The organism is Prosthecobacter sp. (genome assembly GCF_044222565.1).
Classification (GTDB): domain Bacteria; phylum Verrucomicrobiota; class Verrucomicrobiia; order Verrucomicrobiales; family Verrucomicrobiaceae; genus Prosthecobacter.
This window is the reverse complement of sequence record NZ_JBGANA010000025.1, coordinates 56,910-72,366: the sequence shown is the minus strand read 5'-3', so window position 1 is coordinate 72,366 and position 15,457 is coordinate 56,910. Positions and strand designations below refer to the sequence as shown.

The following is a 15,457-nucleotide window of genomic DNA, read 5'->3' as shown; positions in this document are numbered from 1 at the left end:
TGCGTCTTTTTATGAGCAGGCCTTTCTTATTTTTCGCCTTTGCCAACGACCGCACCGACGAGGATTCATTTCTACGCAATTTAACGGAAGAACAGAAAGCGATAGAAGCTGTGCTGCCGCCGGAATTTCCGGCGTGCAGCGTGCGGTACTGTCCCGGTGCGACAGTGGCTGAAGTCTTTGATGCATTTCAAAAGATAGAAGTTAGAGGCAGAATCGCACTGTTGCACTTTGCCGGCCATGCTGATGGGCAGGACTTGATTCTTGAACAAGCAGGACGCCAGATTGCACCGGCGGACAGTGAAGGTCTTGCAGAGTTCCTCGGCGCACAGCAGGGGCTTCAAGTGGTGTTTCTGAATGCCTGTGCGACGCGCCCGATCGCTGACGCCCTCATAAAAAAGGGCGTGCCGGCGGTGATCGCCACATCCCGCGCGATCAATGATGAGGTGGCCAGCCTGTTTGCAGCGAGGTTTTACAACGGTCTCGCTGCAGGCTGCACTGTCACAGAATCATTCAACGCCGCAGCCAGTGAGATGCGCACCCGCTACAGTGCCACCAAGGAGGAAGCCTACCGTAAAAAGGACGACCAGGGCCACCGCTTCCGTGGCTGTGAAACAGAGATTCGGATCCTGGAGGAGAATCATGAGTGGCCCTGGCGCCTGCTGAAAGCCGAAGGGCCTGAAGGTGAACGCGCAGGGCAGTGGAGCCTGGCTCTTCATGATCCGCTGCTAGGCGTGCCGCCTCTGCCACCCGGCCTTGCACCACCGCCGCGTGATCTCTCACCGTTTCGGGTGCTTGCCTGGTTTCAGGCGGCGGATGCGAAAATTTTCTTTGGCCGCGGGCGCGCCATTCGCGAGCTATGGCAGGCCATCGAAGATCCGCATCGCGGCATCGTCCTGCTGCACGGCCCCAGCGGCTCCGGCAAGTCTTCGCTATTGGAAGCAGGTCTGCTGCCTCGAGTGCGACAGCGAACGAAAGGCGGCAGTCATCAGGTGATCTGTCTTCGGCGCAGCAAGGGGGCGGGGCTGGCGGGTGACCTGCAGGCTGCGCTGCAAAAACTAGCCGGGCGTGAGGGGGATGTCTCCACGCTTTGGCGTGCCTGCGAAGAAGGTGGCGCGCCACTGCTGGTCATTCTCGATCAGGCAGAAGAAACCTTTACCCGGCCGCGCGAAGATCCTGAACAGGAGTGGCGGGACTTTCTGAATGCCCTGGTGCCTCTGTTCGGCGAGTCGGTGCAATTGCCGCTCGGCAAACTGATCCTGAGCTTCCGCAAGGAATGGTATCCGGAGATCGAAAAACGGCTGCGCAGTCTGACAAACTCTTTCGGTGCGCAGTTTCTTGCTCCGCTGGACCGTGACGGGATCGTGGAGGCGGTGGAAGGTGCGGCGAATGACGCAAGCCTGCAGGCCCATTACCAGCACCGCATTGAGGCTGGCCTGGCCGCACGGATCGCGGATGACTTGCTCAAGGACCGTGACTCGGCCATCGCGCCCATGCTGGAGGTGCTGTTGTTTGACCTCTGGAAGGCGGCAGGTGCGGAGGCAGCCCAGACCGGGAATGTCGAACGACGATTTACCCTCGCCCTGTACGAGCCGCTGCAGCGGCGTGGCACGAGCCTGCGCAGCTTCTTGTACCGCCAGCTTGAGCAGCTGGGTGCAGGCATGAGCGCGGACATGGGTAAAAGCGCGTGCGGCACCGGACTGGCGCTTGATGTTCTGGCCTTTCACACGACGCCCTTGGGAACGGCTGAACGCCGTAACCGGAAAGAACTGGCTGCGGCATATCAGCATGTGGAGGGCGCTGTTCTCGAAGCACTGCTCAATGGCCTCGACGCCTTGAGCCTTCTCGTGCAGCCGGCGGGTGCGACCGATACGGTCCAACGGGTAACCAGGCTCTCGCATGATTCCCTTGCGCCCTTGGTCAGGGAGGCTTTTGACAAGTCGGAACTGCCGGGCCAGAGAGCACGGCGCATTCTGGAAACGCGGGTGCGGGACGCCGCCGCGCAGGCGGATCTGCCAGACAACGCGGATGCCAAGGTCGCGGATGAACAACTTGCGGCATGGATCACCAAGAACCGCGATGCGGCCGCTCTGGAGAAGCTGGACTACGCGACGGTGCGCGGCGGCCGGCAGGGCATGCGCCAGGGCGGTGCAGCGGAGGCGGCGGTCTTGGAGGTGAGCGAGGCCGCTGATCGGGCTCGTAAAGAGGCGGATAGTGCCCGTAACGAGGCTGAGAGGCGTCAGCAGCGGGTTGTCAAAATGGCGATAATCGGCGGGATAGCCGCGCTCATCCTTATTGTTAGTCTGACCCTGCTCGCCTTGAGCCGGGAAAAGGCGAGAGCTTTGGAAAATTTACAGCAGCGCTCGCTGGAGAGTTATGGGACAGCGCTGCGCTCGATGGTGAACAACAAGGAACGGGAAGCGTCAGCGTATCTGCTGCACTCCTTGCGGATATGGCCGCAAAACCGGCTGGCTGCCGATCGTCTCTATGGGCTGATGACGCAGCGCAACTTTGCCCTGCCACTCTTTGGACCGGTGAAGGGTCTTGATACGATTTCCTCCGGGACTGGATTTCAACTCGGAGTCTCGAAGACGGGTACGGCCCGCTTGCTGGCGGATGGGAATTTGGCGGAGTTTCGCGAACTGCGTGAAGACGGCAAGATGACCCATGAACTGAATGCCTTTCTCGCGGCGAAAGGCCTTGCGGATTTTCGTCCCAGTAGCAGGGCGAAACTGACGGCGGACGGCAGATGGCTCGCCGACTGTAAAAACGACTATCAGAAGAGTACGCTGCAGGTGGTGGACCTGGACACGGGCAAGATGTTTCAGAGGGAAGTGCCGGGAACTGTCGGCGAACTGGCGTTCATCCCCTCTGAAGGTCTGCTGATGGCGCTCAATGCCCCTGTCCCTCCAGTGATCATCCCGGCCACTCCTCCTCCAGATGAAAAGGAAAAGGAAAAAAAGGCTGAGGAAAAAGGGGATGAGGACGATGACAGGCCTGACCCGCCGCCGGACATGACCAACCTTCTGGTTTGGCGGTTTGCCGGCACGGAATTTGTCGAAAGCACTCCGAACCTTGGGGGCGCCGCGTTGCCGGAATCTCTGCTCGCCATCTATCCGTACCCGGATGGGAAACGCGTGGCGGTGACGACCAACGTCGTCACTGGAAAGGGACCGTATGATCGGCAGACTCAATTGCGGGTCTTTGATCTGAATCTCCAAACGTTAAGCCTCCGTGCCATCAGCGGGCTTCGGCCAGTCACAGTGGACGCTCTGGCTATACCAGCTTTTACCCACGATACCTCCGTCATGGTCTTCCCGAAGGGGGATGAAGTAGGGGGCAGTTATCTGCGCCCCCTCGAGATAAGCCAGACAGGTGACTGGGAACTGTCGCAGATGTGGGCACAGCCAGCCGGATCTGAATGGGTGAGTGACGGGCGGGCCTACTGCTGGCCGGGTACGAATCTGCATGTGCTTTTTGGACCGGACCGGATCGCTCTAGCTCGCATGGATACTCTGGTCTCGACACCGAATGCCTTGATCCCTGCCGCCATCACGCCCCGCATGGAAGGCTTTGGCATTGGCCTGAACCAGTTGCTTCTCGGGCGCAAACGGCACCCGATGCCGCTGGATCAATTAAGCGAAGCCGTTTTCGACGACTACTCCATTTTCGATGCCCGCCAAGGCACCGCCATGCCGGAGATTAAAACGCTAGGCACAAGAGGCCCAGACCGACCCGAGCAGCCAAACGTCACCTCGAAACTTGTTGCCCGGCGTGACTCCCCCAGGCTGGATGTCATGGCGCATTTCAACGCAACCAAGGACGGTTTTTTTCGCGTCGGTGTGCAATTGCAGAAGGATGGAGAAAATCCAGTCCCCATGGTGGCTGACTTTGGATTCGCTTTCGATGAAAACTGCGTATCTGCCAAAATCTCCCCCAATGGCAAGTTTCTCGCGATGGTGGTCAGAGCCGTCTCCAATGATGCGGCTCTCTATGTGATGGACCTCAGCGATTACAAACTCCTGGTGAAGGGCGATGCCCTGGGCGCGGACTCGATGTACGGCAGGCTGGGCGGGTTCGAGGAGGCGGCGGCCATTTGCTTTGGGGCGGACGAGTCGATCGTGTGTCTGGTTGACCGCAAGGGACACCTCCTTCTCTGGGACTGGCGCCGCCGCCTGCCCATGTCCGACGTGCTTGGGTGCGTCGGATTTGCCACCTCATTTTCGGATGGACTAACCATTTCCGATCTCCAATGGCAGGACGGCAAAGTCACCTTTGTCATGGATCACCACCAGAAGCAAAAACGTGTCACGTATTGTGTTGGTTTTCCTCGTGGCGTGCCGAAGGATCTCACGAGATTGACGGAGCTGGTGACTTTGATCACGGGCATGGATGCGGATGCCAATGGCAATCTCATCTCCCTTCCAGAGCCGGAGGAGCCGCGGGGTTACTTGCTGAAAAAGCTTCGCGAATCCTATGCCGCGGCCACCGGCGATGCGGATGAACTGGCCTTCTGCCGCTGGTTCCTCGAAGACCGCGCCACACGTCCGGTCTTTCCTGGCGCCACGCAGACGGTGTCGGACCTTTTTGAGGCCTTCCTATCCGCTGGCCAGTTCGATGAAGCCTCCCTGCTGACCTTCGAAGACGAGGCTAAGGTCACACGCGTTCGTAATGCCCGAAAGACAGCCGCAGAAACCAAAGCAGGCAACTGATCTCCTATCTCACTCTTCTAGCAACCCACCATTCCCATGAGCAATGAACTCACCTTCATCCCACCTGAGCGCTCCCTGTCCTTATCCGGCGATTTCCCGCAGCTCCTCGCCTTCATCCAGTCAGAAGAGTGGGATCGCGGGGACTTGGATGTGATCGCCTTGCATGCGCTGTTCACCGGCGGCTGGTATGTTTTCGAGCCGCGTACTCTTAGGGAGCGGGCGCGTGAATTCCATGAGCTTGCAGCCGCGCAGCAAACGCAGGCAGCCTTCCAGGACATCTTTGACATCCATGAATACCGGGCTCTGCCGAAAGCGGACCGCGACACGCAACCGGCCCAGCCTTCGGTGGTGCTGACTGCTGACAGCCATTTCGATGGTGTGTGGATGGTAGCTGCATCTGCGCGCAGGTCTGCCAAACCGCCGGTGCTTGGAGGATCAGTCCGGGGGACCCGCACATCTTTCGATTCCGTCCGACGTGGCCGTCCCAAGGCGGAAGCGGCAACCGCCAGCGCTCAGGACGCCACGCCTGGCCCACTGCATCGGACGCCGCACATGGAACTCTCTGCCAAACCTCCGTTTGCGCCCATGACAGAGTTTGACGTGGAGGTCTTTGCTGATGACCAAGCACCTGCCGAGGGCGAGGAGACAGAAGGCATCACTTTGCCGGGCACCGAAAAAGAATACACGCTCACGGTCTGGCTGGCACCTTCTGCGGAGTTCACCTTGGTCGGAGAATGCCTGCGGCTCATGGTGATCAAGCGCGCTGAGCCCAGATCTTCCAGTGCGAGGTTTCGCGTCCGAGTAGCGGACGATGCCCAGGCTGGCAGACTGGCCGCACTGACAGCGTCCTTTTCCTACCAAGGCAGGCCGTGCGGTAGGGTGACACGCACTATTCTGGTCGGCGCGGCTGGTACCAAGTTGACCGATGCGGAGAACAGCCGAAAGCGTGATTTCAATGGGCGCGTGAGCATCGAGAGCGAACCACCACCGCCCCCAGACCTGACGATTGTCGTCACCTGTCCGGATGGCGAGGCGGATCGTTATGTGGTGAAGGTTGCCTCGCCGCTGCTGGATGCGTTCAAGGGCGGAGTCGCCAAACCATGGAAGCTGCGTGAGGCGGCCGGTGCCCTGGTGCGCAGCATGCTGGCAAACTTTGTCAAAGATGGCCAGAGCAGTCAAAAGCGGCTCGCCAATCTGGTGGGTGCGGGCAGAAATCTTTTCGATGCAGCCCCTGAGCATTTTCGCGAAGCATTTTGGGAGCTGCTGCGCAAGAAAGCGCCGCTCCGCAGCATCTACATCATGTCCGAAGAGCCGCACATCCCATGGGAATTGATGGTGCCGAATCCGCGCGGCGCTGATGATGATGGTCGCAAATGGAGGCCGCTGGGCGTCGAGTATGCCATGGGCCGTTGGGTGCATGAAGGACATGCCTCACCGCCAGGATCGGTGACATTAAGCGGTGCCTTTGTCCTGGCGCCGGATTATGCGGGTACCAGCCAGGCGGTTCTGGCCAGTGCCAAAACCGAAGCGGCTTTTGTGCGCAGGCAGTTTGGCGGCACGGCATTTAAGCCCGCGACTTTCGACGCGCTGAGCAGCCGCATTGGTGCGGAATTAACATCCCTTTTCCATTTCGTCGGCCACGGCGCTGTCACCGCAGAAGCGGATGACGAAACGATCTATCTGGAGGGCGACGAGACGCTCAGCACCACCGAAGTTGTAGGTCTCGACGGCTTTCGAGAGGGCTTCCGCAAGACGCGGCCTCTGGTGTTCTTCAATGCCTGCGAAGTGGGGCGCTCTCTACCCGCCCTTGTCGGCTCCGGCGGGTTTCCGCGCACCTTTGTCGCAATCGGAGCCAGCGCTGTGATCGCACCGCTGTGGAGCGTGGAAGACGAATGCGCGCACGATGTGGCGACCGTCATTTACCAGGCCGTGAAGGACGATGCCAAAAGCGGCGGCAGGCCACGTCCCGTGGCTGAGATCTTACAGAATCTGCGCGCCCGCACCTATGACAAAGGTGCAAGCGAGGGCAAAGACAGCTATGCCGCTTACTGCTTCTACGGCGATCCCTCCTTTGTGCTAAAACTGCCGCCAGTCGCTGTCGCCGAGTCCAAGCCTGCCAGTGGCCGCCGCTGAGGGAAGATTTGAACAAATCGTCCGCGCAATCGATGATCCGTCAGGAACGGGCAAATCTTTGCGCGTCTCTTCGGAGCCGACTGCTTCCATAAAGTCCATCTTTAGGCATTTTATTCTTCACTCGCTCATGCATTCCTATATCATCCCGCTTGTTTTATGAGTGAATGGCTTGCTCCCGGATCCAAAATTTTGTTCATCACAGCCGCGCCGACCGACCAGGACGCGATCGGATCTTTAGTGGAGCATGGCGCCATCGTCGAGGCTGTCCTGGACAAGGCCACCGTGGTGGCCCGGCTGGCGGCCCAGCCGGAGGAACTGGTGCGCGCCATCCAGGCCGAGCGGCCCACCATCGTTCATTTCAGCGGCCATGGCACCGGCAAATCCGGCCTGGTGTTTGAGACCGAAAACGGCGCGACGGCGTTGTTCACCCGCCAGGCCCTGGATGCGCTGCTGGCCGCCGAAGAACTGATGGCGCCCGTGCGGCTCATGGTGTTGAACGCATGCTCGACCGTGGCACAGGCCGAGGTGATCGCTAAAAAAGGTCCGGACACCATCGCCATGCAGTGGGATGTGCTGGATGAGGTGGCGGGGAAGTTTGCCAAGGCCTTCTACCGCGGACTGTTTCTTGGCAACTCGCCGCGTGGCGCCCTGCAGGCCTCGATCGCGATCATGACGGCGGCGGGGGTTCCAGAGCCGGACACTCCGGCTTTTTTTCCAAGTGAGATCTCCAAGATCAAGGACTGGCTGGGCAATTTGGAAAAGTTGATGGGGCAAAACAAAGCGGTAAAAAAACAGATCGAGGACAGCCGGCAGGAACTGCAGATGCTGCATGCGCTACTGGATGAGTTCAAGATTTGCAAGCAGCTGCACGATCACCTTCACAAGGTCCAGCTCCAGTACCCCACGGCTGCCAAAGCGGCGCGCGCCGACTTGTCTGATGACGACGTCTTCAACCTCTATGATCCGGCGGTTCGCCTCATGGAAGATATTTTACTGGAGGCTCAGGCCGCCATCGAAGCTCTGCCGGCAGCCTCGACGCTGCGCCTGCGTGAATTAAAAATGCTGAAGGGGCTTGGCGGTCATGTGGCGGCGGCAAAAGCGGCGGAACAGGACTCCAAACGGGCCAGGGATGCCTGCGGAGAAATCGGCGCGCAGTTGCGCCGGCATCTGCCACGCATCAACTCGCTGCTCACGCAAAATGCAGAGGCCATGGACCTGAGCCGGTTGGGAACGTTGTTTCAGGCCATCAGCACCATTCCAGAACTGCCCCAGGCCACCCAGAAAGGCCTGCTGGCCGGGCAGGCGGCCTGTGAGTCTGTCGGCAGGGCGCTCAATGAGCATACCCAGCTGCATGGTGAATGGCAGGCCATTGACAGGAGTCTTTGGGATGCGGAGAGCGCCCTTCTTGTGGCAGCGGATGAGGGGGGGAGGGAACTTTTCCTGGAACAATGGCTGCAGATCAAACAGGAGGTGCAGAGACTGGCCAACCTCGCCGGAGGCATTGACTGGGCCACCCGGTTGTCCGCCCAGTTGAAGGAGACTGCGGACGCTGTTGACGGCGGTCTATGGTCCAAGGTCTCCTCCAAATACGAGCGCCTTTGCCGCGACATCCGCAAGCAGTTTTTTGAAGTGGACAACGATCTCCTGACCCGCGCTGACCAGATTTCCGAACTGGGCCGGCCCCTCGATCCCTTTTTGCCATCGTCTCCAGCCTAATCTCCAGCCCCACCATTCATCATGCCAGCTGACTCTTCTGCACCTGTCACAGGCTCCATCGAGGGCTTCGCCTCGCTTTCGGCGGCGCGTCGTGCCCATACGGATCTGCTTCGCCGCCAGCGCTCGGACACTGCCAACGGACGTCCGCAAAGCGCCGAGATCAGGCAGTTCATTTTCCTGGCACGGGCGACCGGCAGACACGTGGCTGCGGCTGACGCACGCGACGCCCTCCAGGGCATGATTGACTATTGGTATGGCATCTTGGTGATGGCCGACCGCGCGGCCGCGAACGACCTTGGAAGTCTGAATCTGGACGACAATCTGGACGACGGCCTCAGTCTGGAGGGGTTTCAAACATCGAAGTCGAGTCCTCCGACAGATAGCGAGGTAGAAAACCGCGCGCGCGCGCAGACTCGCCTCAAGGCCGAGGTGTTCGCGTTTGAAAAGGCGCTGTCCAGTGCGGACCAGCCATGGCTGCGCCTTCTCCTGCTGCGGCTTTTCACTTTGGGAGAGGTCAGGCATGAACCCCGGCGGGCCCAGTTGCAAAAGTCAGACAAAATGCTCGGTGAACCGGCCCTGACCGGGCTGGTGGACAAACTGAGGGAGCGCGGCCTGCTGAAGACCGAGGCGTCCACCGCCGGGCCGGATACTGCGTACATCCTGGCCGATGAGAACCTGCTGCAGCATTGGAAAACGCTGGCCCAGGTGGTGACTGAACGCCGGTCTCTGCGAGAGATGGTCGCCGGATGGGATCGGTCCGGCAGACCGGCGGAGGCTTTGCTGGACAAAGGGGCCATGCTGGACCTGGCGGCGGACTACGCCGACCTCACCGACGCAGAGAAGGACTTCCTCCGCCAGAGCCAGGACGCCTCGCTGCTCAAAATCCAGCAAAAATCCAAGCGCATGTGGCAGGCCATCACCGTGCTGACGGTGCTGGTGGTGATTTTGATAGGACTGGTGGCAGCCCTCATAGTGCAAATGGAGTACGCTAGGGTGGCCGAGAGAGATGCCAGGGAGGCTGAGGATCGAGCCATTAAATCGGCCGATGTTGCGACAGAGAAGGCTCAGGCGGCGTCAGCAGCGGAGACGGAGGCGAAGCGACAAACGGATTTGGCCACGAAAGCGTTGGATGCGGAGAAGCAACAAAAGGAGCTCGCAATCCAGGCTCAGAAACTAGCGGTAGCGGCGAGGACGGATGCAGAGAAGGCTAGGGCGGACGCTGCAAAGGAAGCCCGGGAGCGGGAGCTGCTCCTGCGTGCGCAACTGGATGCCACCAATCAGGCTGCGGCAGAAATGCGGGCCATCGTTGAAAATTTCAGCAAGGCCGCTGAAGAATTCGTGGCTCTGAGGGCAGCGCTGGCCAGCAGCCTGAACGATGAGGGCCTGAAGCTATTCGACAAGACGGCCAGCAAATTGAAGAAGAACTTGAAGGAGAGCCTGGACCTGGCAAAAAACAGCGCGGCCACCACAGCCAAGCTGGATGAAGCCACCGGCAGTGCCACACAGGAAGCTCAGAAGGAGGCGAAGGACCCGCAGCCCAGTCTGGTCAAGGTGCTGGAAGGCCATCGCCTGCCCATCACCGCACTCACCTTTGCCAGGGATGGCAGCAAGCTGGCCACCGCGGGAGAAGACACGGAAGTGCGTGTCTGGACTCCGAAGGGGGAACCCTTCACCCAGCCCATCACGGGCAGCAGCAAGGATGGGGTCAATTGCCTGGCCTTCAGCCCTGACAAGGAAGGGCGCTGGCTGGCGATTGGCAGCCGGGGATCGACCGTGCGACTGCGAGACCTCAGCCAAGGCAGAACCGAGATCTATGAAGGTCACCGAGACTCCGTCACCAGCATATCATTCAGTGCCGATGGGTCCAAGGTGCTGTCTTCCAGCGCCGACAAGACCGTGCAAATTTGGAATCCGCTGACCCGCGAGGCCATTCAGAAGTTCAGACCTGCGGGTTCATTGATCAACGGTGCCGCCTTCAACAGCGATGCCACACGTGTGGTCGGCGCGCTGGAGGGCAATGCCGCGATGGTCTGGACGGTCGGCAGCGACGCTGATCCGCTGCGCCTGCCGCGCGAGGGGCCGGTGAGAAGCGCCTGGTTCAATCCACGGGGAGACCAGATTCTGACCAGCTCCTTGGATAAAACGGTGGCTGTCTGGTCTCCAACTCCCGGCAGCAGCGGCAATCCCCCGCTGATCTGGGCGGGCGGCCTTTCCGGCCCCTTGTTTCAGGCCGTCTTCTCCCCAGATGGCAGCCGTGTCGCTTGCGCCACGGGCGGTCAGACCACGAAAATCTGGGACGCACGCACGGGCAAGCTGCTCCGCGAGTTGAAGGGGCATCAGGATGCGGTCTATCTGGTCGCCTATCATCCGAGTGGCAGAATCATGCTGACCGGCAGTGCCGACTCAACCGCGAAGGTCTGGTTTGAGGGCGAAACGGAAGCGCGCCACACTCTGACAGGCCACACCGCCCCCCTCACCGCAGTCACCTTCAATGACGCTGGCACGCAGATCGCCACCGGCAGCCAGGACGGCACCGTCATTCTCTATGACTTCCAGAAAGACAATGACGGTCCGCCACCAGAGACAGCCGGGGCCACCGGATGGTGTCTGTACGGCTGGCTGGATCTCAACTCCAAGGGAGAGAAACCCCAACTGCGCGCGCAGTCCTTCGCGCCCAAACCCGGGGTGCGCGGCGCCATTCCCACGGTGGGTCTTGAGGCCGAGGCTGAAGCGATCATGAACGTGCGTGATGAAGTCAAAAAAGGCGAGAACAACCACTGGTCCCAGGGCAAGGTCATCGACCTTCTGCGCAAAGGCGACCGCGTCAAGATCCTCGAAGTCCTGGGGGACAATGACATGATAACGGAACCCCATGCGGTGTGGATCAAGTTCAAGAAGCTCTGAGCAAATAAGACACCTCCCGATGTGTCAACAAGGAGGTTGAAGACTGCAATACCAATGGCTCAAACGGCTGCTTTTTATGAGATCAATCGGACATCAAGTAAACGTCACCTGTCCTTTATGCGGGAGGGAGTTTAAAACCTTCCAATGGCTGCTGGTCAATCTCGGCACGGAGCCCGAGCTCAGGCTCACGCTGGCAAACGGAACATTCAGCCAGCCCAGTTGCCCAGGATGCGGCAAGAGCATCTATCTTGATCATCCGGTCCTTGTTTTCCCAGAGGACATTGAAAAACCGCCGACCTTTCTGCCCACTTTGAATCTTCACCTGCAAGGTTCAGAGGCCATCAACCGGCAGCTGGCGGAGTTGAGTTTTGTCCTTCAGCGCCACCTCCCTCTGTCATGGGGAAGCATGCCGTGTGATCTGGCCTCCAGACAGGAATTTGCACGCAGGCTGAACGATCCTGCAGCTTCAGATCCGAGCAATGACTTCAATGCCGATGAGACCGAAGAAGACGATGAGGATGACGCGGATGACGCGGATGAAGATGAGGTTGAACTGCCCAGCTGGCCAAGCCTGCGGTCATGGCTGAGGGATTTTATCGACCGTGCGCCGTCGCATCGGGAAACCTTTGTGATGCTTGCCACCTCTCCATACTATCTCACCGACGAATGTGTGCAGCTGGCTGAGAAGTGGTTGTCCCATGCCGAGATGCTGGGAGACGATGAACGTGCCGCGCAGATCCGCTTCAAACTAGAGATCATTCGCGAGTGCAGCAAAAAAGAAAACCAGAAGGAACTGGGCCTGCCCCAGGAGGAGGGAGTGCATGAATCCATCGAACGTTTTCAGTGGGTGCCTGAGGATGCCAGGCTGCTCATTTCCCGGCTGCTGCGGCAGGGGCGGGTCAAGCTGGGCACGCTGGGAGAGGCTTCGTTGGATACTGAGAAGAACACGACCCGTGTGGCGGAGCAGACAGGTAACACCGATCCGCTGGCGGCAGGCGCCCTAACGTCCGCCGAAGCCTCCCCAGGAGATCCCATCCCGGCCGCATTGATGCAGCCGATGATCGAGATCACGATGCTGATGAACCTGACCGCATATGATCCCAGCGGCGTTCTAGCGCGTGCCCAGTGGGAGATCGCGCGGAAGGTGGGCCAGATGCCTGAGTTGAAGGAGTCGCCCATGCTCGAAATGGGGTTGCTCAACATCAAGTTTCTGGCGGGAATGGGACTTTATGGCGAGCCGGGTAATGAGCCCATGCTGGATGAAATCATCGCCGACTTAAAGCGTGTTCTCGAAGTTCTGCCAGAGGTGTTCGAAGGTGCGGGATCCCACTTTGCCAATTTGGCGCTGGCCCTGCGAGATCGTCACGGGAGGACCGGTGACCTCGTTGATCTCACCGAGGCGATGGTCTGGATTGAGAAGGCTCTGGCTATCACCACGCCTGGAACTGGAGACTGGCACACGATGAATGGCACTCATGCGATGCTGCTGCAGCGCCGGTACGCAGCGCTGGGCGACATCACAGATCTTGAACTGGCGCTGGACGCGTGTGATGTCGCCCTGGAGGCCTCTCCCGAGGATACAGGTGTGCTCGGCATTCGTGGCCTGGTCTTGATGTCGCGGTTCAATGCTCTGCAAAACCCGCGGGATGCAGACGAGGGGATCGCAGCGCTCGAACAGGTCAAAAGCTCCGGTGTTCCCGATGAATTTCTTTGGTGCAATCTGCTGTACAATCTGGGAAACGGCTATTTTTCCCGCTTTCAGCATCATGGTCCGCCGGGGGATCTTGACCAGGCCATTTTGAATCTGACGCATGCGCTGGATGCAGCCACGCCAGATTCAGAAATATGGGCGACCATCCTTGCAGGATTTTTAGGCCCTTTGAGCTCTCGCTACCACCGTGGGCACAATGTCGAAGATTTGGACGTGGCCATCCGTCTGGCGGTTCACGGTCTGGAGGCCGCTGAACCAGGTTCCGACCTTTGGGCCACTACCAAGTCCAATCTGGCAGGCACCTTCCATGAGCGGTACATCCATGCAAAAGATCCGCTGGATCGTTCCAGTGCCATCACTCATGGGCTTGAGGTGCTCGCCGCGCGGGCGGTTGACAGTGGCTTCCTACCTGCGGTCATTGCCTGCCTTCATCTGGGGAGTCTCTATCTCGCCGAGAAAGACTGGCCTGCTGCTGCCGCGATACTGGAGGAAGGAATACGCAGAGCTGGCTGTCTCTACGAACGGCAGCTTCTCGGGGAAGGGCGGGATGCCACGCTGCTCTCTGTCGGCGAACTTTATTACCACGCAGCCTATGCGCAGGCCCGGCTGGGACGCGCGGCGGATGCACTGGTGAGCCTGGAGCAAGGGCGTGCACGGGCGCTGTCTTTTGAACTCGGCGCAGATGAAATAGCGCGGCTGGCGGCAGATCCACGTCACGCAGCTGTAGTGCAGGAGTTTCAGAGGGCGCACGCCAGCCTGCAGTGTCTGGATCAGTTTGGCCGTGCCTGGAATCCCTCTCTGGCGGCCCCGCCCATACGGCAGCAGGATTTGGCCCACGTAAGGCAGAATTTGGACCAGGCCATGCAGCAGCTCTGCCAAATTCCCGAAGTCGCGAGGCTTTTCAAAGCAGTGTCCTGGATCGATCTCGAGACAGCGGCTGTTTCAGCCGGTGCTCCTGTCGTCTACTGCTTCAGCACCTCCATGGGCAGCGCCACCATCATCCTGCACGCAGATGCCCGGGGCAGGGTGCATGCGGTTCCGTTTTTCGACGACGGCTTCACCTCAGCGTCTCTGAAGCAGATGATCCATGGCGGTGATAACTGCCTGTCGTATCTCGAAGGCACCCGGTACGGCAGCGAAAATCAGGAAGAGATGAATGATTTGCTGGAGGACATTCAGAGACAGCTCGGACAGGCGTTTTTGCATCCTGCCATGCCACTGCTCCGTCAGCTCGGCACCAAGGCGCTGCACCTCATTCCCATGGGAAGTCTGTCTCTTCTGCCGCTGCATGCCGCGTATGTGGTGCCTGCGGATTCATCTGCGAATACCGCTGTGGATCGAGGGCACGCAGAAGATGAGGTGAATGAAACAATAGAAAAAACGGACCAGGACATGCGCGTAACGCCACTGTGTGCTGAACTGACGGTCTCATACGGACTCTCCTGCCGGCTGCTGCTGGCCTGCTGCCAGCGCTCACGGCCATTGCATGCCACGGCTGCCCCTGTGCTTCTGGGGGTGGGGGCGGAAGGTTCACCTGACATTCCTTTTGCCGCTGCGGAACTGTTTATGGCTGCGGCACGGTGTACCGGCAGGGGCGGCCGTTACCTGATAAAGAACACACTCGATGAAATCCGCCAGAGCACGGGTGAGGCCACCCATCTGCACGTGGCTTCTCACGGGGAGTTTGTGCTGGAAAGCCCCATGGATTCGACCATCAAGCTCTCCGACGGCCATGATCTGCTTCTGAAGGATTTCACCCGGTGCGACTTTCAAAGGATGCAGCTGGTGGTTCTCTCAGCCTGCGAGACTGGGATGATCGACATCGGCAAGCTCCCCGATGAACTCGTGGGCTTCCCGGCCGCCTTCATTGAAGCAGGCGCCGCAGCCGTCGTTAGCACACTCTGGCCTGTGGAGGACCTGGCCACGGCGCTGTTCATGGACAAGTTCTATGAGATCCTGTTCGCCGCATCGGACTCGGTCCCGGCAGTTCTTTCCGAACCGGCACCCGTGGTGGCATCCGCATCTGCCAGAGCGCTCAACGGCGCGGCCCGCTGGCTGCGCGAGCTGACTGTGCATGAATTGATTACAAACGAGATGCCACGCTGGGAGAGCCTGAGCAGGGCTTTTGAATCGGCAGCAACCGCTGCAGGTGTGGGCGATGACATCGATCTGGAGCCCACTTTTTTTCTCGATGAGTTTGAATCCATGGCGCCGGACCAGTGTCCTTTCGCCGCTCCTTTTTACTGGGCTGGCTTTGTCCATTCTGGCAGCTGAACCAATATCC

Annotated in this window: 5 protein-coding genes and 1 pseudogene; all 6 read left to right on the top strand. The window is 59.7% G+C overall.

Annotated features, from left to right (window positions below; all coding sequences use genetic code 11):
* Positions 1 to 11: 11 nt before the first annotated feature.
* Positions 12 to 4,709 carry a CHAT domain-containing protein gene (locus ACILSR_RS27055; RefSeq protein ID WP_395752939.1) on the top strand — a complete coding sequence of 1,566 codons (4,698 nt, stop codon included), beginning with the start codon at positions 12 to 14 and terminating at the stop codon, positions 4,707 to 4,709.
* Positions 4,710 to 4,745: 36 nt separating this feature from the next.
* A complete protein-coding gene (locus ACILSR_RS27050) occupies positions 4,746 to 6,842 on the top strand; it encodes a CHAT domain-containing protein (protein ID WP_395752938.1) in 2,097 nt (698 codons plus the stop codon).
* Between the two features lie 156 nt (positions 6,843 to 6,998).
* Positions 6,999 to 8,558: a CHAT domain-containing protein gene (locus tag ACILSR_RS27045; RefSeq protein ID WP_395752937.1), complete on the top strand. Its 1,560-nt coding sequence runs from the start codon at positions 6,999 to 7,001 to the stop codon at positions 8,556 to 8,558.
* 21 nt (positions 8,559 to 8,579) lie between these two features.
* A complete protein-coding gene (locus ACILSR_RS27040; RefSeq protein ID WP_395752936.1) occupies positions 8,580 to 11,462 on the top strand; it encodes a hypothetical protein in 2,883 nt (960 codons plus the stop codon).
* A 76-nt stretch (positions 11,463 to 11,538) separates the two neighbouring features.
* A pseudogene (locus ACILSR_RS27035) lies at positions 11,539 to 11,718 on the top strand (CpXC domain-containing protein); the annotation flags it as partial.
* Positions 11,719 to 11,868: 150 nt separating this feature from the next.
* Positions 11,869 to 15,447: a CHAT domain-containing protein gene (locus tag ACILSR_RS27030; protein ID WP_395752970.1), complete on the top strand. Its 3,579-nt coding sequence runs from the start codon at positions 11,869 to 11,871 to the stop codon at positions 15,445 to 15,447.
* Positions 15,448 to 15,457 lie beyond the last annotated feature (10 nt).

Excerpts from the sequence above, each read along its gene's own strand:
- ACILSR_RS27055 (WP_395752939.1), top strand. The coding sequence starts at position 12 with ATGAGCAGGCCTTTCTTATTTTTCGCCTTTGCCAACGACCGCACCGAC.
- ACILSR_RS27050 (WP_395752938.1), top strand. The coding sequence starts at position 4,746 with ATGAGCAATGAACTCACCTTCATCCCACCTGAGCGCTCCCTGTCCTTA.
- ACILSR_RS27045 (WP_395752937.1), top strand. The coding sequence starts at position 6,999 with ATGAGTGAATGGCTTGCTCCCGGATCCAAAATTTTGTTCATCACAGCC.
- ACILSR_RS27040 (WP_395752936.1), top strand. The coding sequence starts at position 8,580 with ATGCCAGCTGACTCTTCTGCACCTGTCACAGGCTCCATCGAGGGCTTC.
- ACILSR_RS27030 (WP_395752970.1), top strand. The coding sequence starts at position 11,869 with ATGCCGTGTGATCTGGCCTCCAGACAGGAATTTGCACGCAGGCTGAAC.